The organism is Galbibacter sp. (assembly GCF_048266365.1).
In the GTDB taxonomy this organism is placed as follows: domain Bacteria; phylum Bacteroidota; class Bacteroidia; order Flavobacteriales; family Flavobacteriaceae; genus Galbibacter.
Genome location: NZ_JBLWZP010000002.1, coordinates 214,361 through 237,402 on the forward strand (window position 1 = coordinate 214,361; position 23,042 = coordinate 237,402).

The 23,042-nt window shown below is 37.6% G+C and carries 23 protein-coding genes; 11 read left to right on the forward strand and 12 right to left on the reverse strand.

Annotated elements, in window-relative coordinates; genetic code table 11:
* Nucleotides 1-12: 12 nt before the first annotated feature.
* On the forward strand, nucleotides 13-399 hold the full coding sequence (locus tag ACN0TV_RS03880; protein WP_417360313.1) for an acyl-CoA thioesterase: 387 nt from the start codon (nucleotides 13-15) through the stop codon (nucleotides 397-399).
* On the opposite strand, the gene ACN0TV_RS03885 is transcribed toward ACN0TV_RS03880, so the two are convergent.
* The 6 genes from ACN0TV_RS03885 to ACN0TV_RS03910 form a co-directional block, all read right to left on the reverse strand.
* The gene (locus ACN0TV_RS03885) at nucleotides 396-1,637 is read right to left on the reverse strand and encodes a glycosyltransferase family 4 protein (protein ID WP_417360315.1); all 1,242 of its coding nucleotides are present in this window, start codon (nucleotides 1,635-1,637) and stop codon (nucleotides 396-398) included. The genes ACN0TV_RS03880 and ACN0TV_RS03885 overlap by 4 nt on opposite strands.
* A 5-nt stretch (nucleotides 1,638-1,642) precedes the next feature.
* Nucleotides 1,643-2,266 carry an L-threonylcarbamoyladenylate synthase gene (locus tag ACN0TV_RS03890; protein WP_417360316.1) on the reverse strand — a complete coding sequence of 208 codons (624 nt, stop codon included), beginning with the start codon at nucleotides 2,264-2,266 and terminating at the stop codon, nucleotides 1,643-1,645.
* Nucleotides 2,267-2,376: 110 nt separating this feature from the next.
* A complete protein-coding gene (locus tag ACN0TV_RS03895) occupies nucleotides 2,377-3,711 on the reverse strand; it encodes an NAD(P)/FAD-dependent oxidoreductase (protein ID WP_417360318.1) in 1,335 nt (444 codons plus the stop codon).
* Nucleotides 3,712-3,803: 92 nt separating this feature from the next.
* Nucleotides 3,804-5,537, reverse strand: a complete 1,734-nt coding sequence (gene menD, locus ACN0TV_RS03900; RefSeq protein WP_417360320.1) for a 2-succinyl-5-enolpyruvyl-6-hydroxy-3-cyclohexene-1-carboxylic-acid synthase — start codon at nucleotides 5,535-5,537, stop codon at nucleotides 3,804-3,806.
* Between the two features lie 70 nt (nucleotides 5,538-5,607).
* A complete protein-coding gene (locus ACN0TV_RS03905; RefSeq protein ID WP_417360322.1) occupies nucleotides 5,608-6,669 on the reverse strand; it encodes an isochorismate synthase in 1,062 nt (353 codons plus the stop codon).
* A 4-nt stretch (nucleotides 6,670-6,673) separates the two neighbouring features.
* Nucleotides 6,674-7,099 (reverse strand): PaaI family thioesterase, encoded by a 426-nt coding sequence (locus ACN0TV_RS03910; RefSeq protein ID WP_417360324.1) that lies wholly within the window; start codon nucleotides 7,097-7,099, stop codon nucleotides 6,674-6,676.
* Between the two features lie 39 nt (nucleotides 7,100-7,138).
* Between ACN0TV_RS03910 and ACN0TV_RS03915 the strand changes: the two genes are divergently transcribed.
* On the forward strand, nucleotides 7,139-7,678 hold the full coding sequence (locus tag ACN0TV_RS03915) for a GNAT family N-acetyltransferase (RefSeq protein ID WP_417360326.1): 540 nt from the start codon (nucleotides 7,139-7,141) through the stop codon (nucleotides 7,676-7,678).
* Nucleotides 7,679-8,683: 1,005 nt separating this feature from the next.
* Here ACN0TV_RS03915 and dnaK read toward each other — a convergent pair.
* Nucleotides 8,684-10,585 carry a molecular chaperone DnaK gene (gene dnaK / locus ACN0TV_RS03920; protein WP_417360328.1) on the reverse strand — a complete coding sequence of 634 codons (1,902 nt, stop codon included), beginning with the start codon at nucleotides 10,583-10,585 and terminating at the stop codon, nucleotides 8,684-8,686.
* Nucleotides 10,586-10,875: 290 nt separating this feature from the next.
* Here dnaK and ACN0TV_RS03925 point away from each other — a divergent pair, with 290 nt between their 5' ends.
* Nucleotides 10,876-11,370 carry an RNA polymerase sigma factor gene (locus tag ACN0TV_RS03925; protein WP_417360330.1) on the forward strand — a complete coding sequence of 165 codons (495 nt, stop codon included), beginning with the start codon at nucleotides 10,876-10,878 and terminating at the stop codon, nucleotides 11,368-11,370.
* On the forward strand, nucleotides 11,370-11,987 hold the full coding sequence (locus ACN0TV_RS03930; RefSeq protein WP_417360332.1) for a hypothetical protein: 618 nt from the start codon (nucleotides 11,370-11,372) through the stop codon (nucleotides 11,985-11,987). Before ACN0TV_RS03925 ends, ACN0TV_RS03930 begins: the two co-directional genes overlap by 1 nt.
* A gap of 18 nt (nucleotides 11,988-12,005) precedes the next feature.
* Here ACN0TV_RS03930 and ACN0TV_RS03935 read toward each other — a convergent pair whose 3' ends face one another.
* Nucleotides 12,006-12,803, reverse strand: a complete 798-nt coding sequence (locus ACN0TV_RS03935; RefSeq protein ID WP_417360334.1) for a lysophospholipid acyltransferase family protein — start codon at nucleotides 12,801-12,803, stop codon at nucleotides 12,006-12,008.
* 41 nt (nucleotides 12,804-12,844) lie between these two features.
* The gene (locus tag ACN0TV_RS03940; RefSeq protein WP_417360335.1) at nucleotides 12,845-13,492 is read right to left on the reverse strand and encodes an NUDIX hydrolase; all 648 of its coding nucleotides are present in this window, start codon (nucleotides 13,490-13,492) and stop codon (nucleotides 12,845-12,847) included.
* Between ACN0TV_RS03940 and ACN0TV_RS03945 the strand changes: the two genes are divergently transcribed.
* Together ACN0TV_RS03945 and ACN0TV_RS03950 are read left to right on the forward strand one after the other, a co-directional pair.
* On the forward strand, nucleotides 13,472-14,215 hold the full coding sequence (locus ACN0TV_RS03945; protein ID WP_417360337.1) for a peptidylprolyl isomerase: 744 nt from the start codon (nucleotides 13,472-13,474) through the stop codon (nucleotides 14,213-14,215). The genes ACN0TV_RS03940 and ACN0TV_RS03945 overlap by 21 nt on opposite strands.
* A 184-nt stretch (nucleotides 14,216-14,399) precedes the next feature.
* Nucleotides 14,400-15,350 carry a LysR family transcriptional regulator gene (locus ACN0TV_RS03950; protein WP_417360339.1) on the forward strand — a complete coding sequence of 317 codons (951 nt, stop codon included), beginning with the start codon at nucleotides 14,400-14,402 and terminating at the stop codon, nucleotides 15,348-15,350.
* Between the two features lie 81 nt (nucleotides 15,351-15,431).
* Here the strand turns inward: ACN0TV_RS03950 and ACN0TV_RS03955 are convergent, their stop codons facing one another.
* Both ACN0TV_RS03955 and ACN0TV_RS03960 read right to left on the reverse strand, forming a co-directional pair.
* Nucleotides 15,432-15,626 (reverse strand): hypothetical protein, encoded by a 195-nt coding sequence (locus ACN0TV_RS03955; RefSeq protein WP_417360341.1) that lies wholly within the window; start codon nucleotides 15,624-15,626, stop codon nucleotides 15,432-15,434.
* A gap of 99 nt (nucleotides 15,627-15,725) precedes the next feature.
* On the reverse strand, nucleotides 15,726-16,097 hold the full coding sequence (locus ACN0TV_RS03960; RefSeq protein WP_417360343.1) for a DUF805 domain-containing protein: 372 nt from the start codon (nucleotides 16,095-16,097) through the stop codon (nucleotides 15,726-15,728).
* Nucleotides 16,098-16,244: 147 nt separating this feature from the next.
* Here ACN0TV_RS03960 and ACN0TV_RS03965 point away from each other — a divergent pair, with 147 nt between their 5' ends.
* The 5 genes from ACN0TV_RS03965 (at nucleotide 16,245) to ACN0TV_RS03985 (ending at nucleotide 21,840) form a co-directional block, all read left to right on the forward strand.
* Nucleotides 16,245-17,510 (forward strand): D-alanyl-D-alanine carboxypeptidase/D-alanyl-D-alanine-endopeptidase, encoded by a 1,266-nt coding sequence (locus ACN0TV_RS03965; RefSeq protein ID WP_417360345.1) that lies wholly within the window; start codon nucleotides 16,245-16,247, stop codon nucleotides 17,508-17,510.
* An 84-nt stretch (nucleotides 17,511-17,594) separates the two neighbouring features.
* Nucleotides 17,595-19,778, forward strand: a complete 2,184-nt coding sequence (locus tag ACN0TV_RS03970; protein ID WP_417360347.1) for an endonuclease MutS2 — start codon at nucleotides 17,595-17,597, stop codon at nucleotides 19,776-19,778.
* A gap of 94 nt (nucleotides 19,779-19,872) precedes the next feature.
* On the forward strand, nucleotides 19,873-20,691 hold the full coding sequence (gene panB / locus ACN0TV_RS03975) for a 3-methyl-2-oxobutanoate hydroxymethyltransferase (RefSeq protein ID WP_417360348.1): 819 nt from the start codon (nucleotides 19,873-19,875) through the stop codon (nucleotides 20,689-20,691).
* Between the two features lie 15 nt (nucleotides 20,692-20,706).
* Nucleotides 20,707-21,399, forward strand: coding sequence for an RluA family pseudouridine synthase (locus tag ACN0TV_RS03980; protein ID WP_417360350.1), 693 nt, complete (start codon nucleotides 20,707-20,709; stop codon nucleotides 21,397-21,399).
* 18 nt (nucleotides 21,400-21,417) lie between these two features.
* The gene (locus ACN0TV_RS03985; protein WP_417360352.1) at nucleotides 21,418-21,840 is read left to right on the forward strand and encodes a thiol-disulfide oxidoreductase DCC family protein; all 423 of its coding nucleotides are present in this window, start codon (nucleotides 21,418-21,420) and stop codon (nucleotides 21,838-21,840) included.
* Here the strand turns inward: ACN0TV_RS03985 and ACN0TV_RS03990 are convergent.
* The gene (locus ACN0TV_RS03990; protein WP_417360354.1) at nucleotides 21,837-23,024 is read right to left on the reverse strand and encodes an acetate/propionate family kinase; all 1,188 of its coding nucleotides are present in this window, start codon (nucleotides 23,022-23,024) and stop codon (nucleotides 21,837-21,839) included. The genes ACN0TV_RS03985 and ACN0TV_RS03990 overlap by 4 nt on opposite strands.
* Nucleotides 23,025-23,042 lie beyond the last annotated feature (18 nt).

The following is a 23,042-nucleotide window of genomic DNA, read 5'->3' on the forward strand; positions in this document are numbered from 1 at the left end:
CAATATAATATATTGAAACATTATACCAAGACCATTGTCGTAAAGAAGGAAGATCTAGATGACCTGGATCACGTGAATAACGTGCGCTATCTCGAGTGGGTACAAGACATTGCTAAAGAGCACTGGCAAACGGAAGCCACAACTGAAATGCTGGATAAATACATCTGGATGGTCCGCAGTAATTATATTGAATACAAAGGTCAGGCATTTCTAGGGGAAACACTATATCTCAAAACCTTTATCAAAGACGCACATGGACCGATCTCTGTTCGTGTTGTGGAAATACATAATCAAGAAAATAAACTTATTCTCAGGTCTACTGCCGACTGGTGCCTAATTGATAGAACCTCCAAACGAGTGATAAGACTCACCAAAGAATTGACAAACTTGTTTACTTAAGGCTTTGGATTGCTTTTGTTTTTAGCCTCTATCCATTTTGCCATATACTTACTGGCTGCAGTGGTTTGTTGCATCAACATACCTCCTATAAAGTTCTTATTTCGGTTATTCTTTAGATGTGACAAAACATGTTGAAGTCTACTTATGAATGCATTAAAATGAACCTTCTTATCGAATCGTTCTCTAAGTATGGCATATCCATTTTTCTGTGATTGCTCCCAAAAGGCCTTATCATTATACAATTGCACAGCAGCCATTGAGAACAACTCCCAGCTATCTTCTACCGCCCCACCCCATGGCATTTCTCCTTGTATCCCTTCAGCGCCAATTGAGGTTGTCACATTAGGCGTTCCATAATACATAGTCTCAAGAAGCTTCCCTTTGATTCCGGCACCAAAACGCAATGGCGCTAGGCATATCCTAGCGGATTCAAAAACTGTGGAAGCTCTCTCTGCCCAACCATGCACGAGGAATCCACTCTGCTCATTGTGAAGTTGATTGACCCTTGCCGAAGCATATGCGCCGTAGATGTGAAGTTTTACCCCAGGGAGCTTTTGATGGATCAGTGGCCAAATATTATTTTTTAAATTCAATACAGCATCCCAATTGGGTGCATGAATAAAATTGCCAATAAACACAAAGTCCTTTTTCGACTCCCATTCCACATTCTCACTAGCCTTGGCCTCTACAACCAAGGGAAGGTAACAAAGCAAATCGGTTGATACGCCATATAGCTCTTTTAGAAGTTCCATCTCAAACTCAGAAATAATTAAACTGAGATCCGAACGAAATATACTGGCAAGCTCTCTTTTAGACAATTCATTTCCTAAGAGCAAGTCATTAGTAAGCTGCAGATCATCCTTGACACATTGTTGTCTGACCGCTCTTAAGGAATGTAGATCTTCGGTGTCTAAAATACGAACACAGTCTGGGCAATGAGCTGCAACTCTCCATCCAAATTGCTCCTCGGTCATATAACGATCGAAGACAACCACGGTTGGGTTTAAGGCAATAATAAAGTTATCAAAACTACTATGATTTAATGCTATGGGTACAGTTGTCACTCCAATAGCCTCTAGATCGCTGGGGTGTTCCCCTGGATTTGCAGCACTTGCAAAGGTTACTTTAGCCCCTAAGGCTTGAAAGTATCCTATGAGTTGCATCATTCGACTACCCGCAGCCGACGAACTAGCCTCTGGCCACACAAATCCAATAAAGAGTATGCTTTTTAATTCCAAAATAATTAATTGATTACATCAAGAGATCCCTTACCTTGACGAACAACGGTCGGCGTTGACTCTGAAAGATCAATTACCGTAGAGGCAACGTTGTCACCATATCCCCCATCGATAACAATAGACACCAAATTATCCCATTTTTCATGAATAAGTTCAGGGTCGGTAGTATACTCGATCAATTCATCCTCATCATAGATGGAAGTAGAAACAATAGGATTCCCAAGTTTTTGAACCAGGCTCAGTGCGATTGCATTATCTGGAACTCTAATCCCCACTGTTCTTTTCTTTTTAAATACTTTTGGAAGTTTATTGCTACCTGGAAGAATAAAAGTATAGGGTCCGGGTAAAGCTCTTTTTAAAATTTTAAAAGTAGCTGTATCAATCTGTTTCACATAATCTGACAGATTACTCAAATCTGCGCAAATAAAAGAGAAGTTAGCCTTTTCAAGCTTGACCCCTTTTATACGCGCAATTTTTTCTAAAGCCTTTGTGTTGGTGATATCACACCCAAGGCCGTAAACTGTATCTGTAGGATAGATCACTAGACCTCCACTTCGAAGCACATTAACCACCTTCTCAATTTCCCTAGGATTTGGGTTCTCTTCATATATACGTATCAAATCTGCCATAACTCACAATCTAAACAATTTTTAACAATGTCAATATATTCAAATCATTGATAATTACAAGCAATACTAAATCTATTACAATTTATCTACCCTTGAAAAACGTCCGACTTCTATGTAGTGGTTACTTTTGCCGGCTCTTTTGTCTTTACTTTTATGTTTTTAATTTGAAGTTCTTTTTTATAAGGTCTGATAATAAGTCGTGCTGCCCTATCAAACCTAATATAATTATATACCCAATTTACGAAGACAATCGCACGATTTCTAAATCCAATCAAAGACAATAAATGCACAAACATCCATACAAACCAAGCAAAGAACCCTTGGAACTTCCAATGCTTAAGATCCACTACCGCCTTATTTCTGCCAATGGTAGCCATGGTTCCTTTATCTTTGTAAACAAAAGGCTTAAGGTCATTTTTTTTAGCTAAAATTTTCAACAAGTTTTCTCCTAGATGTGTTCCCTGTTGAATAGCCACTTGGGCCACCATAGGATGCCCTCTAGGGTTTTCTTTACTTGCCATGCATGCAATATCACCAATGGCATAAATGCTTTTATAATGAGTTACTTGATTATACGCATTGACTTTAAGACGATTTCCCGGCATTAAACACTCAGAGGTTTTCAGACCATCGATCAAATCTCCCTCTACTCCTGCTGCCCATATCAGAGTAGCTGTCCTAAAGGTTAAATCAGTATTGGTAGATACAATATCACCATCGTAGCCAGTAACTAGAGTATCTTTCCAGATGTTCACGCCCATTTTTTCTAAAAACTCTTCAGCCTTTTGAGATGCGATTTCACTCATGCCATCTAGTACCCGTTCTGAAGATTGTACAATATTGATTTGAGCCCTTCTGGTATCCAAATCAGGATAGTCTTTTGGAAGTATTCCTTTTTTTATTTCAGCCAAGGCTCCCGCCAGCTCAACCCCTGTAGGGCCGCCACCAACGATTACAAAATTCATTAAAGAATCCTGTTCATCAAGACTATCAGTGAGTAAAGCTTTTTCAAAATTCTGTAGGATTAAGCTGCGAAGATTAAGTGCATCAGGCACAGTCTTCATGATCATACTGTTAATCTCAATCTCTTTATTTCCAAAGAAATTAGTCTTAGAACCTGTAGCTAAAACTAAATAATCATACTTCAAAGGCCCTATATCAGTCTCTATCTTTTTAGCATCAGGATCAATATTAGTTACATTGGCCAATCTAAAATAAAAGTTAGGGTACCTGCTTACGATTTTACGAATCGGATATGCTATAGAATCAGGCTCGAGTCCACCTGTAGACACTTGATATAATAAAGGTTGAAAGGTATGGTAGTTATGCTTGTCCAACATCACCACCTGAACTTCCCGTTTTGCCAGTTTCTTAGCTAAGGCAATTCCGCCAAAGCCTCCACCTATTATTACAACGCGGGGTGAAGTTATCTGTGGTATATTCATAATTTAAATTTTATGGTACATTAAAGGTATAAATTTAAATTCTACTTAACTCGATCATTCCACTATTCTACCCCTGTGGACTACGAAATAAATTAATTTTCAGCCAGAAATTTGAAATATCCGAGTAATATCTCGTCATTGAGCAATCTTGGCGTATGAATTTCTAATAATTTCGGATTCTGCGAAGGACTGTAGAATTCTACCAATTGCTCTTCCAGTTCTTCTAGCTTAGAGGCACTTTGATAACCTACCCCAAATGTTTCACAAATACCTTTAGCGTTCAAGGAATGTTTAGTTTCAAAATAAGTCGTAAAAGCATCCGTGTTTTTATCCCCTGGTAGTATCCTAAAAATACCTCCACCTTGGTTATTGATTACAATCACCCTAAAGTTGGATGGAATGTAATTATTCCACAAGGCATTAGAATCATAAAAGAAACTCAGATCACCAGTGATCATGAGCACAGGACGATCACTTGCTACAGCAGCGCCCACTGCGGTGCTAATACTTCCGTCAATCCCACTGGTACCCCTGTTACAGAACACCTGTAGCTTGTCATTTAACTGAAATAATTGTGCGTAACGAATGGTAGAGCTATTACTCAATTGCAATTGATACTGATCCGGTATGGTCTTTAACACACGTTCGTACACACTAAAGTCTGAAAAAGGTAATTGGGCCACATAGTGTTTGTGAGCAACACTACGCTGCGCTTTGACCTTTAACCATTTCTGCCGTTGGCCAGTAGCACTCGCTTTTACTTGCGGTAGAAAAATTTTTAAAAATGTCGTTGGTTTCATTTTAAAATGTCGTTCCAAGCAAAAAAAAGTATTGTAGGCCTTCTTAGGGTCAATATGCCAATGATACTTCGGTGAATAGTTGCGTAAAAATGCTTTTATCTTTTTGGAAACGACTAGTCCTCCAAAAGTTAGTAATACCTCCGGCTGCAATTCCTTAAAATAAGTTTCAACTTCTTGGCTGTATTCCAAAGGCGCTATAATCTTATCGATGTTTGGAAAAAAGTTGAAATGGTGTAAATTAGAAGTGGTTTCTGTAAAGACAATCACACTGGCATCATCACCTAGTTTTTCTAATAGTTCCACATCAATTTCATCAGGTGAATTCACCCCAACTAAAATCATTTTCTTTTTCGCCGAATTCCAAATTTTAGCATAAGGCGCGACTTCATCAGAAGTGATTTGACTGTCCGTAACCACTGCAGGGATAACTTCAGGAAAAACCAATTGCTGATCCACACTATGGTATAAGGGTTCTTCAAATGGTATATTGATATGTACTGGACCATTTTCTAAAATGGCAGTATTTATAGCAAGGTTTATCTGCTGCTCATTTTCACTTTGAAAAGCATTGTACTTCCTTTCAGGAGCAGTTGTTTTACCATCGTAAACTGCGTTGTCTTCCTTTAAGTTGGCCGAGTATATAATATGTCGGTCATACACACGATCCTGACGAATGGTTTGACCATCTCCTATATCGATCTTTGAGGTAGGTCGATCAGCTGAGAGTACAATTAGAGGGATATCACTATAAAAAGCCTCAGAAATCGCTGGATAATAGTTTAAAAGAGCTGAACCTGAAGTACAAACCAAGGCCACCGGTTGCTTGATTTGTTGGGCAATTCCCAAGCCAAAAAAGCCGGCAGAACGCTCATCTACTACACTGTAAGTCTTAAAATAAGGATCCTCAGTGAAACTTATAGTCAAAGGTGCATTACGACTACCAGGGGAAATAATTATATGTTGAATCTTTTTTAATTTGCACAATTGCGTAACCGTTTGTGCTAAAGCTATGCTGGATCTCTTCATTTATGATTGCCTAATTGAGGTAACAAAAATACTCAAAATTAGCGCGTTTATCGATAAATAAGGCGGTAAATTATAGGGTGCCGGTGACCACATTCAAAATAGTCTTCCCTTTGTTCACGGTCTCCTCCCACTCTAATTCAGGCACAGAATCTATGGTAATTCCTCCGCCAACATAAAGTACTAATTGCTGCTTAAGATATTGCATACATCGCAAATTCACGTATAGCTTGGCTTGTTGTTCCATGTTTAAGGTTCCCAAATAACCTGTATAATAACTGCGGTTATAATACTCGTTTTCTAGAATAAAATCTGAAGCGGCTAATTTCGGCAGACCACATACCGCTGGTGTAGGGTGAAGCTTATCTACTAGTCCGCCTAAATCACCACTCAATCTCGCTGTTAATTTGGTCTGTAAGTGGTAGAGGTTAGCAGCCTTAACGGTTTGCACCTCTGACACCTTAATATCGCTACAGTAGTCTTTTAAAGCATCCAAAATAGCTACAGTAACCAGTGCTTGCTCCTGCTCTTCTTTCACCCCCCAGTGTATCTCAGTTTGCCCTATATCACCTACCGTGGCGGCTAGGGCCATAGTATTCACATTTTGATTATCTACTTCGATTAGCGTTTCTGGGCTAGCGCCCATCCAAAGCCCTACTTTAGGATGATACCAGAGATAACAAAAAGCATGGGGGTAGCGTAAAACTAAATTTTTATAAAGCCCGATACAATCCAAATCAGGAAGAGCAATATGTTGTTCTCTTGACAGTACTACTTTTTGAAAGCTTCCATTTTTGATCGCCTTGATCCCCTTATTTACAAGGGCCATATGTTCCTGTTTATCCAAATACTCAAGCTGTAGAGCAGCTGTTGTAGGTCCATTTTGCACACTAGACAATTCACATAATAGTTCCTTAGAGGTAGCTTTAGGAATAATAACAGCTTCTGCTTTCCCTATAAATGGAACCATTACAAAGCCTTCTTGTTCCATATGATCCAATTTATGAAGTTGATCACTGGATTGTAACAGTCCATGGATATGCGACTGATTAGGGTATTTGTATACTACAAAAGGTAGCTCCCTATCGTAATGATCAGAGGCTTCTTGAAAAAAAACATTACCAGAAAGAGTCATGGCACTAGTTAGATTTTGGCAATCGGATAGTCGTTAATTTACAAATCGAAACAATATTGTCCTGTTGGTCAGTGATTTTAATCTCCCACAACTGGGTGGTTCGACCCTTATGTATGTATCTGGCCGTGGCGTATACATCACCTTCTTTAATACTTTTAAGGTGATTGGCGCTGATTTCAATACCGCGAATCATAAAGTCTTTTGTGTTTAAGAACAAAAATGAAGCAGCACTACCAACGCTTTCAGCCAGCGCTACGGAGGCTCCACCATGTAAAACACCGTCAGGCTGATGTACCTTGGGAGTAACAGGCATCTTGGCAACCAGGTAATCTTCACCAATTTCGATGTATTCAATTTCAAGGGTTTCCATTAGTGTATTTTTACACCTTTGGTTAATCGTTGCTAAAATCTTTTCCTTATCAATTTGCATATTACTATTTTTGGACACACAAAAATACAACAAACGTTGATGAATATACCGACCTTACAAAACGAAATTGTAAAACTGGAACCCTTAAGTCTGGATAATTTCAAAAATCTATATGCCATTTCCTCGGATAGAGATTTGCTTAAATATTCACCCTCTGATATTTCTACTTTTCAGGCGTTGACAACTTATGTGGAGTTCGCACTGGAACAATGTGAAAAGGATTTGGCTGTTCCTTTTATAATATACGATAAAACAACCCAGCGGTATGCAGGTAGCACACGCTTTATGAATATCGATTGGCACAACAAGGTTTTACACATCGGGGCTACCTGGATAGGTAAAGAATTTCAAGGTACCGGCCTAAACACATCAATGAAAAAGTTGATGATCAATTATGCATTTCAGAAAATGGAATTTGAAAAGGTCGAATTCCGAATAGATCAACGAAATATTCGCTCCCGAAAAGCGGTAGAAAAGTTAGGTGCTCAGCTTGAAGGCGTACTGAGACAAAACGTTTACCTAAATGATGGGTATAAAAGAAACACATGCTGTTACGGCATTTTAAAAGGTGAATGGTAGTTAGTATCTTTTTCCTAATACTTCCATTTTAACACGGATTAATTAAACAACGAATATCAGGTAGGACTCTTCTCCAGTATCGTTAAATATATATTAAAATGTGTTAAATATCATCATAAACCACAACTTATAAGCAACCTTTCCCGTTTATATCATCGTATACATACAATAACCATCCGGATACCTGGATTGGTAAATTAATATTAAAAAAAGATACGATTATGACCTCGAACTTATGGATATTAGAAATCGCTAAAATTCTAGCAATTTTCGGAATTGTGATTTGGATAATAAAGGAAATAGGAGTCCGTATGCTCAACAAAAAGAAGCGCTAGTTCAATACGCAACTTCATTTGTAGCTTTTTTTCACAGCACTTATTTTTATTTTCCAAAGTATTGATTCAACCAAAATCAATAATTACAGCACTCGTATCCTACACCGTCAAGCCAGGGTTCATTGAAGAGAATAAGACCCGTATTAGAAAATTCATTCCGGACTTTCGACAATTGAACCCTAGGTCTATTACATAAATTGAAAAGAAGGAATAACCTTTGTACATATTTCAAGTTTATGTTTACAATACCGCTGAGCAACTGATCCTAAAGACATCTTCATTACTAAAATTATAAAAAAAGGGAGGCATCTATCCCCAATCAACTCTGAAAAAAAGTGGCATATAAACTTGTTTTTTATTAGAATATATATTCTCGGGTAGATTGTAATAACGATTTTTACACCCATGAATTTGAAAATTATTTTTCTAGCTATGTTCCCCAAAAAACACAAAATATTTTACTGTTCCTTCGGATGTTAGTATATCGTTTTTGTAGGTAAACCACATAGACTACTCTTTTGAGGTCGAACACTAAACTAACCATCCTTAGGATAATCATCAGAAGATTTTACTAACGACCCGTATTCAAAAAAAAATCTCGAAGCAATGCCCCGAGATTCTTTTTTATCTATGATTGTTTATAACCTAATTAGGCTATGCCCATCAGCTATTATTTCACTTCTTCGAAGTCAACGTCTTGTACGTTATCTCCTTCTTTAGAAGCCTCTGTATTTTCAGCACCAGCTGCAGCACCATTTTGTTGCGCGTCTGCTGTAGCTTTATACATTTCTTCAGAAGCTACTTTCCAAGCTTCATTGATCTTATCTAAAGCAGGTTGAACTTGCTCTACATCTTGAGATGCATGAGCTTTTTTCAATTCCTCTAAAGCGTCTTCAATTGGTTTTTTCTTATCAGCTGATAATTTATCACCAAATTCTTTAAGCTGCTTCTCAGTTTGGAAAACCATGCTATCTGCTTCGTTGAGTTTATCAACTTTCTCTTTAGCTTTTTGATCCGCTTCAGCATTAGCTTCCGCTTCTCTTTTCATTTTTTCGATTTCTTCGTCTGTCAATCCTGAAGAAGCCTCAATTCTGATGTTTTGCTCTTTGTTTGTTCCTTTATCTTTTGCCGATACATTGATAATACCGTTGGCATCGATGTCAAAGGTTACTTCAATCTGTGGAACCCCTCTTTGTGCCGGTGGAATACCGTCTAAATGGAAACGTCCGATAGTTTTGTTGTCCGATGCCATAGAACGCTCTCCTTGAATCACATGGATTTCAACAGAAGGTTGATTATCAGCAGCAGTTGAGAACACCTGAGATTTTTTAGAAGGAATAGTTGTATTGGCCTCAATAAGTTTAGTCATTACACCACCCATGGTTTCAATACCTAATGATAATGGTGTTACATCCAACAACAATACATCCTTAACATCTCCAGTCAATACTCCCCCTTGAATTGCAGCACCTACAGCTACAACTTCATCAGGATTCACTCCTTTAGAAGGCTTCTTACCAAAGAACTTCTCAACAGCTTCTACTACTGCTGGAATTCTAGTGGATCCCCCTACAAGTATAATTTCATCGATTTCACTTTTTGAAATACCAGCATTTTTAATAGCTGACTCACAAGGCTTAATTGTTCTAGCTACCAAATCACTGATCAATTGCTCGAACTTAGCACGTGTAAGACTTTTTACTAAGTGCTTAGGTCCGCTTGCAGTTGCAGTAATATATGGCAAGTTAATTTCTGTTTGGCTTGCAGAAGAAAGTTCTATTTTCGCTTTTTCAGCCGCTTCTTTTAGACGTTGTAAAGCGATAGAATCTTTTCTTAAATCTACATCCTCTTCAGCCTTAAAATCGTCAGCCAACCAGTCGATGATTTTTTCATCGACATCATCACCACCAAGGTGAGTATCACCGTCAGTAGACAATACTTCAAATACTCCATCTCCTAACTCCAAGATAGATACATCGTGAGTACCTCCACCAAAGTCAAAGACAACAACTTTTTGATCTTGACCTTTTTTGTCAAGACCATAAGCTAGTGCAGCTGCAGTAGGCTCATTAATAATGCGCTCTACTATCAATCCAGCAATCTCTCCAGCCTCTTTAGTTGCTTGACGCTGAGAGTCATTGAAATATGCAGGAACCGTGATCACAGCACGAGAAACATCCTGTCCAAGATAATCCTCAGCTGTTTTTTTCATTTTCTGAAGAATCATGGCAGACAACTCTTGTGGCGTGTATAAACGTCCATCAATATCTACTCTCGGGGTATCATTATCACCTTTTACTACTTTATAAGGAACTCTGGAGGCTTCTTTTTCAGATTCTGAATACCTATTTCCCATAAAACGTTTGATGGAATATATGGTCTTATTAGGGTTGGTTACCGCCTGACGTTTAGCTGGATCTCCAACCTTTATTTCTCCACCATCAACAAAAGCGATTACAGAAGGGGTAGTTCGCTTTCCTTCAGCATTAGGTATTACCACTGGTTCGTTTCCTTCCATCACAGAAACGCAAGAGTTGGTTGTACCTAAATCTATACCAATAATTTTACTCATGTTTATATTTTTATAGTGTTTGAAAATTCTTTTAATTCGCAATACAAAATTCAATCTTTGTGCCATGGATTTAAAAATGACAAACTGTCACAACATATAGTATAAAACCGTATAAAAGAGCCTCCAAGCCGCTGTCATTACTTCCAATATATTGGCAAAACACCGAGATTCACTAATTAGGTTACTGTATATGCTACAATTTATTTTCTGTTACCACCTACAAATCAGTTGAATATTTTTGTAACATTACACACAAGTTGGCTACTAATATTAAAACATCTATCTCAACATTGACACAAGACCTAGAACATAAGTTTGTAAGTGAATTGGAAGCAAACCAAAATATCGTGCATAAAATATGTAAGATATATACGGATTGTACCGACGCGCACAAAGATTTGTTTCAGGAAATCACCATACAACTATGGAAGGCTTATCCCAAATTTCGTGGTGAGGCTAAATTTAGCACTTGGATGTACAGAATATCGCTAAACACTGCGATTACCTTATACAGAAAAACCAAACGACAACCACACACGGATAAATTAGATCCACTGCTGTACAAGGTTAAAGCGATTGATTATGATGACACAGAAGAACAGCAATTAGCCCTGATGTACGATGCAATTAAGCAGCTCAACGACATTGAAAAGGCATTGGTATTCTTATACCTAGAAGATAAGAATTACCGTGAAATTTCAGAAACAATCGGTATCAGTGAAATTAATGCCCGAGTTAAAATGAACAGAATAAAAAAGAAACTTAAAAATATACTTAATCCCTGATGGAAGAGCTTGATTTATTAAAAAAGGATTGGCAGAAAAGGGAGAAGAATCTTCCAAATCTTTCCTATGAAGATATATATAAGATGATGCTCAAGAAATCATCATCTTCAGTGCGATGGATCTTTTATATCAGTATAATAGAACTAGGCTTAGGGATTCTAATTATCTTGTTTTATCACCCTAGTGTTGGGAGGCAGATCCAGCTCCCCGAATACATTAATTACTTTTCTTATCTCTCCATACCTGTACTACTGTTTTTTGTATACCGGTTCTTTCAAAATTACAAAAACATCTCTACGACTTCCTCAGTGAAGGGCTTATTGGAGAGCATAATGAAAGCACGTCGTACCGTGAGGCTATATATCATTTTAAATATGATACTTGGTGGACTGGCCTCCATTTTCACACTTATCTATGTGTATATAGACCAACAAGGTGGCTGGAACGTATTTGTACAAGAGGCTCAAATAAAAGACTATCTTATCATTTTCGTTGTTGCGGTAATTGCAACAACAATTGTAATGGCCGTACTATTAGGTATTTACCTATTGCTTTATGGCTTCTTAATGAGGCGTCTAAAAATGAATTATAAGGAACTTAAAAAGATGGAAGTATAGCATCGCAGGATTAATGAGTTACCACTCCCGCTTTTTGTTCAAACTTTCAATTTCCGCTATTGTTTCTTCGGGAATCACCTTTAAAAATGAAGGATGTTGTTCAATTGCATACTCAATCTTTTCAACAATTTCTTCTATAGATTCATTATCGTAGTCAATATCTAACGGCTCTTTAATAACCATGGATTGTAAGATTCCTTTCTTCTTAATATGAAGTCCCTTTTTATCAAAGGAACGGCGAAAACCATCGATGACCACTGGAATAACAATGGGCTTATAATGTTTGATAATATGAGCAGTTCCTTTGCGAATAGGCTTCCAAGGTTTGGTTGTTCCTTGTGGAAAAGTGATCACCCAACCATCATCTAATGCTTTGCTGATATTTGAGATGTCACTAAACTTCACTTGTCTGTTCACATCCTTTCCACCTGCTCTCCAAGTACGCTCAATACTTATGGAGCCAGCATAAGTCAATATCTTAGGCAAAAGCCCGGACTTCATTGTTTCTTTGGCAGCGACATAGTACAAGTTCATTTTAGGTTGCCAGAGGTAGCTCACATTTTTTATGGAATCAACTCTACCGCTAAGGCTTGCATTGAAGACGTGAAACATCGCAACAACATCAGCAAAATAGGTCTGGTGATTTGAAATAAACAACACCCCTGAATCTGGCAGATTTTTAATGATTTCCGATCCTTCAATCTGAAGCTCATTAAATCCCCGATAGCGGCGATGTGTCATAACACCCGCAATCCGAATCAACCATTTTTTTATAAATAATATATGTCCAAAAGGATTTCTTTTGAATAAAGCCATCTTAAATCGTTATCATTATAGGAATCTCAAAAATACAAAACTTACAGTTCAATTGACTTTTTAAAAAGGTCTTTTATTTCACTTAGTATCATTGCGGTGGCACCCCAAACAGTAAAGTCATTAAATTTAAAAGATGGGACAGTAATATTATGCGCATAGGAAGTACTCAAAGTTTGGGAAGTTTCAAGTCGATCATCCATAAAATCAGAAAACAACACTTCAATAATTTGCTCTACCTCCGTTTGTTGCGGTACAAACTTTGGAGTACTGTTACTTAAACCGATAAATGGATGTACCAGAAAATTACTCGGTGGAATAAAGAGTTCTGTCACAGATTTTATGAGCTGAATTTGTTGAGGTGCAACTCCTACTTCTTCCATGGTTTCTCTTAATGCGGTCTCTTGAATATCTCGATCTGAAAGCTCGACCTTCCCCCCGGGGAATCCCACTTGATTTGAATGAACGCCATTATAGGTCTTCCTCAAAATAAGCAATAGGCGCGTCTGATCCTGGTGATCAGGATAGAACAAACTAATCACCCCAGCTTGCCTGGGTACTTTTTTAGTCAATTTCCATTTCTCAATTTCCTTTAATCTTGCCTCAGGTGCCATTTTATTATGAGATTCTTCTCCAGGTAATGGCATATTTTTTATTTTTGAAACTAATTCATGAAAATTCGTAAATTCCATATGCAGTATTATTTAAGAGCTATTACAATATTAGTATTAATTTTTTTATCCGCTTGCAACGAAAAACCTAAGCAAAAAAAGACGCTTGAGCAGAAAAATATAAAAGACAGCGTAGCCTTTACCAAAGAAATTATAGAAAGGGCTAAAAAGGAAGAGGAAAAAAAACCATTCTTACTAACCGAAGAAAACGCCATTCCTTTTTTTTTCGAATATGAAAAAACACATAAACAATCTAAGGTTAAGGTCTTTACCTCTATGGGGAACTTTACCATTGACTTATTTAAGAACACGCCCTATCATAGAGCAAACTTCATCTACCTAAGCTCAAAGAATTACTTTAACAAGACCTACTTCCATAGAGTGGTCAAAGATTTTATCATTCAAGGCGGGAATACCGATCTGAGAGTGACCGCCAGCAAACGGGACAGTATTGGCTTTTATCTTTTACCTCCCGATGTTGAAAAAGGACACAAACACATAAGAGGTACAGTTTCCATGCCTAGTAGTGATGAGGTTACCAATCCCCACAAACTCGCATCGCCCTTTGAGTTTTTTATTGTCACAACCAAAACTGGTGCTCCTCATCTTAACGGTAAATTTACAGCCTTTGGAATGGTGAGTTCCGGGATGGATGTAGTCGATAAAATCAATGGTGTTAAAACTGGTGAAGACGAATGGCCACTAAAAAATGTTATTATTGATTCTATCTCAATCCTCGACTAATCTATTGTCTGAGTTTAGCGAAACATATCCATAAGCCCCTTTTAAAACATTCGTTGATTTTTTCATAATCCTCAACATTACGTTCCACAACTAGCTCCTTCTATGCATTGTTTAAATATATCAATTATAAAATAATTATAGATTTTAGCAATAGTTTCTTATCTTTGTTTTTCAAAAAATAACTATGACCATTACCCAATTACAATACGTGCTAGCAGTCGCTGAGCACCAAAATTTTACGCATGCCGCTGAAAAAAGTTTCGTGACGCAACCCACCTTGAGTATGCAAATACAGAAACTAGAAGATGAATTAGATATCTTGATTTTTGATCGAAGTAAAAAACCCATCCAACTAACGGCAGTCGGAGAAAAAATAGTGGAACAGGCCAAGAATATAGTCAATGAATCCAATCGTATTCAGGATATTGTAGATCAAGAAAAGGGGTTTATTGGAGGTGAATACAGAATTGGAATCATTCCTACCATTATGCCGACGCTACTACCGTTGTTCTTAAAAAACTTTGTGAACAAGTACCCAAAGGTCAACTTGAAAATTGAGGAGCAAAACACCGATGTACTTATCCAAAAGCTAGAGGATGGCTATCTAGATGCTGCTATTGCCGCTACTCCCTTAGAGAATCCAAATATCAAAGAGAGCGTTTTATATTATGAGCCTTTTGTGGCATACGTCCCACAGAACCACAGACTGAATCCTGTTAAAAAGGTATCTATTGAGGATTTAGATTTAGAGGACATACTATTACTCGAAGATGGACATTGCTTCAGAGAAGGTGTCATTAACCTTTGTAAGAATAGAAATTTCAAGAACGATCGCTTCCATTTAGAAAGCGGTAGTTTTGAAACCATGATGAAATTGGCGGATGAAGGAATGGGAATGACACTACTTCCTTTTTTACATACTATGGATCTGAGTGAGAGTCAGAAATTGAATCTTCGCTTTTTTAATGAACCAAACCCTGCTCGTGAGGTTAGTTTAATCTATCACAAAAGCGAATTAAAAATGCATATCACTCATGCACTTAAGGATATCATTACCGGTGTCATCAGAGGTGCCATCGCATTTCAAGATGTCAAAATTATTAGCCCGGTATCTAATAGAAGCATCTCGAAATAAAACTCATACACTATAAAAGCATTTTCAACCGCTATTAAAAGAGAAGTTTAAACTTCTCTTTTAATAGGAATTCTTAGTTTTTTATTTAATGTAGATTAAACATTGTGATAATTCTGGTCTACCTTGGATGTAGGCATTAAGCCAAATTCTTAATTCATCAATTTCGTAAGGTAGTAATCTGGAGGCGGCCTTTTCTAATTCTTTACAAAATAATTTAGGATCGAAGCTCACCTTATGCAACACCATTTTGGTGTATTCAAACATAGCTCTTGCCATTGGTTTAAAATTTTATTAGGTTGACTTAAATTTAACGAATACCAAGATACAAAATTGTTGTCTTTCCGTTAAAATCAAAGTTTAAATGTTAAAATACATTTAGTGCGTGTTTTCTAGTCTTGTCAAGGTTTCAAAATTCCCAAGTTCTTTAGGATTAGAGCCAAATTTATTGACATTTGACTCCCCTTCTTTAAACAACTGAACAAGGCAGTAAAATGGTATCAATTGATACCAACCACTTTGTCCCAAATCATGACATCTCTTAACACCTTGAGCAATTATAAAGTATATAATGGGCACAAATAAGAACCAGAAGACCACGGAAAATTCGCCAAGATGAATTTGTAATATGGCTGCCAATATACTCGAAATTAAGTAACATAGGAAATAACCTAGGACACATAACAATAGGCTTAAACCGAACTCGGTTCTGCGTATCCTTCCAGTGAAGGAAAAGGGATTTTTAAACATAATTATAAGATTTAGGCAATTGTAAATATATAATATTTTTTAACATCTTATCTAAAAGTTTCTCGTTTACTTTTAATTTTCCCATTAAATTTACTTTTGTAGTTAATGGTTTTAGTATTTTAGTGAACTGCATTAGTTTAAAACCTTATGAAGAAGATACACTTTTTGCTTATCGGAATTGCGTGTTTTATGAGTTGTTCCAGCTATAAGCCATTGACAAAGAAGCTAAGGTACGAATTGAACACCTCTTTTTTTGAAAATCAATTTAGCGGGTTATTTGTTTATGACCCTGTTTCAGGTGATACCTTAATTAATTACAATGGCGATAAGTATTTTACCCCGGCGAGCAACACTAAGATTTTTACGCTATATTCGGCCATAAGTTTACTTCCGGAGTTTTTACCTAGTATGCAATACACCACTGCAAATGGTGAGATGTACATTAAAGGTGTCGGAAACCCGGCCACTTTACATCCCGTATTAAAGGATAGCTCTCTGATTAATTTTCTTAAAAAGCAACAGCACATCAACCTTTATTCTGACAACCTAGAAGATACTCCGTTGGGTCCTGGATGGGCGTGGGATGATTTTGATGCCTATTATTCACCCCAGCGAAGTCCATTACCCGTGTACGGGAACATTGTACGGTTGTATAAAAATGATTCCTTGTTTGTTTCTGTGGAGTCACTTCGGGCACATGTCGAATTAAAAGATGCGCCTTATAGTAGAGCTGTTTCTAAAAATGAATTTTTCTTATCACCCGCGCAAAAGGACACCATTGAAGTTCCATTTATTGTCGACAGCACCCTTATCAGACAGATTTTGGAAAATCAAACAGGTCAAACCATTAAAATAGTAGATCATTTTCCAGCAGGAAAAAAGAAGACCGTTTATGGAATCGCAGCTGACTCGGTGTACAAACAACTCATGCAAGTCAGTGATAACTTTATTGCAGAACAACTACTTATCATGTCCTCTTCTAGCCTGGGAGACACCCTGAGTAGTGCTAAAACTCGTGCGTATATTTTAGAGAACAATTTAGAAGGTATTCAATACAAACCCAGATGGGTGGATGGTTCTGGTTTGTCCCGTTACAACCTATTTACCCCATCCTCCATGGTGTATACTTTAAATGAGTTATATCAAAAGATACCAACTCAAACCCTATACGATATTTTCCCGACAGGCGGCGAAAGCGGTACATTAGAACATTATTTCAAAGGAAATCCTCGACCATATATACACGCCAAAACAGGAAGTTTAAGCAATAATTATTGCCTGAGTGGTTATTTGGTGACTAATTCAGGCAAAACCTTGATTTTTAGTTTTATGAACAATCACTATCGTCAAAGCTCTAGTGAGCTTAAGGCGAAAATGGCTCAGATCCTAGAATCCATACGGGATCACTATTAAATTAAAATATGGGAGTAGGCTACCGTTAAAACAGGGGAATATTAGTAAATTTGCTTGCTTAATTAGCTATCGGCACAAACATTTATGCACAAAATATATTCAAAAACTTTACAAGACCTTGAGTTTTCATCAGTACTGGAGCAGGTCTCCTCCCTTTGCATTACTGTTTTAGGAAAGGAAGCAGCTCTCGAAATCAGTCCGCTTACGGATAGAGAAGCTCTTGAAAGCGCGTTGAATCAAACCAATGAATATCTCGCTTCTTTTGAGAATGACAACACCATCCCAAATCATTATTTTGATGCTATCACACCTGAGATTAAACTGCTGAAAGTTGAAAACAGCTTGATAGAAATTGAGGGGTTTAGGAGAATCGCATTGGTGTCTGAAACGGTCAACAACCACATACAGTGCTATAAAAAATTTACGGTCTACTATCCTAACCTATACGCTAGTATATCTCATATTGAATACACCAAAGTTCTTCAAAATGAAATTCATCAGGTTATCGATCGCTTTGGAGAAATCAAGGACACAGCCTCTTCTAATTTACAAAAAATAAGGAGGGATATCGCTCAAGTACGCACCAAAATAAATCAAAGTTTCGGCGGAGCCTTAAGCACCTATACTAGTGCTGGGTATTTGGATGATATTCGAGAAACCATAATTGATAACAGGCGTGTATTAGCCGTAACCGCAATGTACCGCAAACGGGTCAAAGGTGCTATATTAGGCAACTCTAAAACAGGGAGCATTGTTTATATAGAACCTGAAGCTACTCGTCAATATAGCCACACCCTTACAAACCTAGAATATGACGAGCAGGAAGAAATACAGAAAATATTAAGAGAATTAACGAACTTTCTGCGCCCTTTTAGGAGCTTGCTCATAGACTATGAGGAATTTTTAATCCGAATCGATACGGTGGCAGCAAAAGCAAAATACGCCCGTCAGCTGAACGCTGTACTTCCCCAGATCACAACCGAGCGTCGCTTTGAACTCATCGATGCTTATCACCCACTACTCTATCACTCTAATAAAGCGAGTCTTAAAAAAACCTATCCCCAAACCATTGAGCTTCACCAGGAGAATCGCATTATTGTGATTTCCGGTCCGAATGCCGGGGGGAAAAGTATTACCCTTAAAACTGTTGGTCTACTGCAACTAATGCTTCAAAGTGGTCTATTAGTGCCAGTACACCAAAGATCTACAATGTGTCTTTTCGATAGAATATTGACAGATATCGGTGATAATCAATCCATAGAAAATCACCTGAGCACTTATAGTTACAGATTGAAAAACATGAATTTTTTCCTGCGCAAATGCAATGATAAAACCTTATTTTTAATTGATGAATTTGGAACAGGTAGTGACCCGGAACTCGGAGGTGCACTCGCTGAGACCTTCTTAGAAGTTTTCTATGAAAAAGAAGCTTTTGGGATTATAACCACCCACTATTCAAATTTAAAAATATTAGCCAATGAACTACCCTTCGCCACTAACGCCAATATGCGTTTTGACAATAAAACCTTGGAACCTGTATTCAAATTAGTCTTAGGTGAGGCTGGAAGTTCGTTTACCTTTGAGGTGGCCCAAAAAAATGGTATCCCTTATAGCTTGATCAATAGGGCTAAAAAGAAAATTGAGCGCGGAAAAGTTCGCTTTGACGCCACCATTGCAAAATTGCAGAAACAGCGAAGCAAGATGGAAAAAACCTCCACCGATCTCATTGACCAGCAATCCAAGGCGAGAGAGGAAGCTAAACGACTAGAAGAACTCAATGTTCGCATAAAAGATAAACTAGAGAAATACCAACAACTATACGATCACAACCAGCGAATGATTTCCCTTGGGAACAAGGTCAATACCTTAGCTGAAGATTATTTCATGAGCAAGAAAAAGAGACCCTTAATTTCAGAGTTCTTGCGTATTGTGGAAACCGAAAACTCCAAACGAAAACAAGAATCAGCAGCGGTGAAAAAGAAAGAACGCGCCAAAAAGAAAGTAGTTGAAACTGAGGTACAAAAGCAAGTTCAGAAGATTAGAGAACGTAAGCAGAAAGAAAAAGCAGAAAAAATAGAACAAGCCAAAATCGCACCAAAACCAAGACCAACCTTAAAGGTTGGAGACAGGGTACGTCTTTTGGAAAGTAAATCTGTAGGCACCATCGATATCATAGAGAAAAACAAGGCCACCGTAAACTATGGTATTTTCACCACCAAGGTCAGTTTAGATCAATTGGAACTCGTGGAAGCCAAAAAGAAAAAATAATACACTGCCACCCCTAACCACCAAAACAAATTCTTAGCATAACTAGAGAGAATCTCTATTTTAAACTGTAATTTTACATCAAAATTTAGTGCAAATGTCAGTAGCAAAAAAGGAATATAAGCGAGTAACGGTTAAATCATTAATTGAAATGAAGCAGCTAGGAGAAAAAATCTCCATGCTAACTGCATACGATTATTCCATGGCAAAAATCGTAGATGGAGCCGAAGTGGATTGTATTTTAGTTGGTGATTCTGCAAGTAATGTGATGGCTGGGCATGAAACAACCCTCCCAATTACACTAGATCAAATGATTTATCACGCGAGTTCAGTGATTCGAGGAGTACAACGAGCTCTTGTTGTGGTTGACCTTCCTTTTGGAAGCTACCAATCAGACCCAAGAGAAGCATTGCGGTCTGCAATCAGAATCATGAAAGAAAGTGGGGCTCACGCTATTAAATTGGAGGGTGGAAAAGAAATTAAAGAGTCGATTAAAAGAATCCTAAACGCAGGTATTCCTGTAATGGGGCACTTAGGTCTTACACCGCAATCCATTTATAAATTTGGAACCTATACCGTTAGAGCAAAAGAGGAAGCAGAGGCTAATAAGCTAAAAGAAGATGCAAAATTCCTAGAAAAATCAGGTTGCTTTGCCATTGTATTGGAAAAAATTCCAGCAAAACTTGCCAAAGAGGTAGCAGAGACTGTATCTATACCTGTTATTGGGATCGGTGCCGGAAATGGTGTCGACGGTCAGGTATTAGTCCTTCATGACCTTTTGGGTATGACTCATGAGTTCAATCCTCGTTTTTTACGTCGTTATATGAACTTATACCAAGATATGACAGATGCGATATCAAACTATGTTTCTGACGTTAAATCTAGGGACTTCCCCAGCGATCAGGAGCAATATTAATCTATACAATTTAAAATGAAGCGCTTAACAACCAAGGATAATCTCCAGGTTATTTACGAAGATAATCACATTATTGTCATCAATAAGCGTGCTGGAGATCTTGTACAAGGAGACAAGACTAGAGATACGCCTTTGGCGGATATTGTTAAGGGTTATATTAAGGAGAAATACCAAAAGCCGGGAAATGTCTATTTAGGGGTTGTTCATAGACTCGACAGACCAACCACCGGCATTGTGTTATTTGCTAAAACCTCCAAAGCTCTACCTCGACTAAATAAACTTTTTAAAGAGAAAGAGGCTCGAAAAACCTATTTGGCGATCACCAAAGTAAAACCTCCACAAGAGAAAGGAACCTTGGAACATTGGATGAAAAGAAATCCCAAACAGAACAAATCCTATGCAAATTCCAAGGAAGTTCCCGATAGCAAAAAGGCGATTTTACATTATGAGGTCTTAAAGGCTTTGAATAATTATCATCTTATAGAAATAGATTTGGAAACAGGTAGACACCATCAAATTCGCTCTCAACTCTCTGTTATAGGTTGCCCTATTAAAGGAGATTTAAAATACGGATTCGATCGTAGCAATAAAGACGGTAGCATACATCTACATGCCCATACGTTAAGCTTAATGCATCCTGTGAAGAAAGAGCAACTTACATTTACAGCCCCACTACCCGATGAACCCTTATGGAATGCTTGTCGTTAAGACAGAAAATATTTGAATATGGAAGATTTAAATGACAAAAAAATAGTGCTCTTTGACGGCATTTGCAACTTATGTACAGGTACTGTGCAATTTATCATCAAACGCGACCGCAAAGATTTATTTCGTTTTGCTTCTTTACAAAGCGAAATCGGGAAACAACTCATGGAGGAGCGTAACATCGACCCGGAGTCCAATAACTCTATTATTGTCATAGAACCACAAGTTGCTTACTATGTTAAGTCTAGTGCTGCCATTGAAATTGCAAAAGAGCTTGGAGGATTGTGGCCGACGATACAGGTATTCTCTTATATCTTACCCGAGGGTATTAGGGATTCTATATACGAGTTAATCGCAAAAAACCGATACAAATGGTTTGGTAAAAAGGACAGTTGTATGATTCCAACACCTGCCCTTGAATCTAAATTTCTTGATGGGAACTAGTTAATCATCTCATAGCAATCTTTTGCTATTTCCAATTCCTCATTTGTCGGAATAACAAGAACCAATACTTTGGAAGTCTCTTTGCTAATTATTCTATTTTCTGTAGATCTTACGTTGTTTTTGTAATCTTCGAGTTCAATTCCTAAATAACTCATCTCATCACAGATCATACGTCTTAGTACACTGCTATTTTCACCTATTCCAGCGGTAAACACAATAACGTCAACACCGTTCATAGCAGCGGCATAAGAACCAATATATTTTTTAATACGGTACGCATTCATTTCTAAGGCCAACTGACATTTTCGATCTCCTTGTTGGGCTTTTTCTTCAATGATCCTTAAATCACTAAATCCAGTCATACCAATCATTCCACTCTTTTTATGAAGAATTTCAGATACCTCATCCAACGAATATCCTAAAGTATTCACCATATAGAAGATCACCGATTGGTCAATATCACCACTTCGGGTACCCATTATAAGTCCATTGACAGGTCCGAATCCCATGGAGTGGTCAACACTTTTACCGTTTTGAACTGCAGTAATACTACAACCGTTTCCGAGGTGAACTGAAATGAGTTTGGACTTTTTCTTACTGATAAAATCTTTTGCCTTTGTAGTCACATATTTATGACTAGTTCCATGAAAACCGTATAGTCGAATATAATTCTCCTCTAGAAACGAATCAGGAATAGCATATTTATAGGCGCGCTCTGGAATAGTTTGATGAAAAGCTGTATCAAAAACGGCAACTTTCTTAGCGTTCGGAAAAACCTTTTCTGCCACCTCTATTCCAGTAAAATTATGTGGATTGTGAAGTGGGGCAAGGCTGAACAATCGCTTTATGGTAGCCTTGACCTTATCGTCAATAAATACAGTATTCGAAAAATCTTTACCACCATGAACCACTCTGTGACCAACAACATCGATCTCATCCACACTTTTAATAGCTCCCCTTTCAGAATCCATGAGCAGTGCAGCAATACGCTCCAATCCAACTTGATGGTTTTCAATTTCAACAGTTTCAGAAATATTCATTTTCTTCGACTTGTAGTGTATGGCAGCGTTAGAAAGACCAATACTCTCAACTAGCCCAGAAGCTATTACAATTTCTCCCGGCATACGCATTAGTTGAAATTTTATAGAAGAACTTCCTGCATTGATGACTAATATTTTTTTCATAACTATCTTAAAAACTTA

Coding starts and splice junctions, on each gene's coding strand:
- ACN0TV_RS03890 (WP_417360316.1), bottom strand. CDS start 2,266: ATGGCAGATTTGATACGTATATATGAAGAGAACCCAAATCCTAGGGAA.
- ACN0TV_RS03895 (WP_417360318.1), bottom strand. CDS start 3,711: ATGAATATACCACAGATAACTTCACCCCGCGTTGTAATAATAGGTGGA.
- menD (WP_417360320.1), bottom strand. CDS start 5,537: ATGAAGAGATCCAGCATAGCTTTAGCACAAACGGTTACGCAATTGTGC.
- ACN0TV_RS03905 (WP_417360322.1), bottom strand. CDS start 6,669: ATGACTCTTTCTGGTAATGTTTTTTTTCAAGAAGCCTCTGATCATTAC.
- ACN0TV_RS03910 (WP_417360324.1), bottom strand. CDS start 7,099: ATGCAAATTGATAAGGAAAAGATTTTAGCAACGATTAACCAAAGGTGT.
- ACN0TV_RS03915 (WP_417360326.1), top strand. CDS start 7,139: ATGAATATACCGACCTTACAAAACGAAATTGTAAAACTGGAACCCTTA.
- dnaK (WP_417360328.1), bottom strand. CDS start 10,585: ATGAGTAAAATTATTGGTATAGATTTAGGTACAACCAACTCTTGCGTT.
- ACN0TV_RS03930 (WP_417360332.1), top strand. CDS start 11,370: ATGGAAGAGCTTGATTTATTAAAAAAGGATTGGCAGAAAAGGGAGAAG.
- ACN0TV_RS03935 (WP_417360334.1), bottom strand. CDS start 12,803: ATGGCTTTATTCAAAAGAAATCCTTTTGGACATATATTATTTATAAAA.
- ACN0TV_RS03945 (WP_417360337.1), top strand. CDS start 13,472: ATGAAAATTCGTAAATTCCATATGCAGTATTATTTAAGAGCTATTACA.
- ACN0TV_RS03940 (WP_417360335.1), bottom strand. CDS start 13,492: ATGGAATTTACGAATTTTCATGAATTAGTTTCAAAAATAAAAAATATG.
- ACN0TV_RS03950 (WP_417360339.1), top strand. CDS start 14,400: ATGACCATTACCCAATTACAATACGTGCTAGCAGTCGCTGAGCACCAA.
- ACN0TV_RS03955 (WP_417360341.1), bottom strand. CDS start 15,626: ATGGCAAGAGCTATGTTTGAATACACCAAAATGGTGTTGCATAAGGTG.
- ACN0TV_RS03960 (WP_417360343.1), bottom strand. CDS start 16,097: ATGTTTAAAAATCCCTTTTCCTTCACTGGAAGGATACGCAGAACCGAG.
- ACN0TV_RS03965 (WP_417360345.1), top strand. CDS start 16,245: ATGAAGAAGATACACTTTTTGCTTATCGGAATTGCGTGTTTTATGAGT.
- ACN0TV_RS03970 (WP_417360347.1), top strand. CDS start 17,595: ATGCACAAAATATATTCAAAAACTTTACAAGACCTTGAGTTTTCATCA.
- panB (WP_417360348.1), top strand. CDS start 19,873: ATGTCAGTAGCAAAAAAGGAATATAAGCGAGTAACGGTTAAATCATTA.
- ACN0TV_RS03980 (WP_417360350.1), top strand. CDS start 20,707: ATGAAGCGCTTAACAACCAAGGATAATCTCCAGGTTATTTACGAAGAT.
- ACN0TV_RS03985 (WP_417360352.1), top strand. CDS start 21,418: ATGGAAGATTTAAATGACAAAAAAATAGTGCTCTTTGACGGCATTTGC.
- ACN0TV_RS03990 (WP_417360354.1), bottom strand. CDS start 23,024: ATGAAAAAAATATTAGTCATCAATGCAGGAAGTTCTTCTATAAAATTT.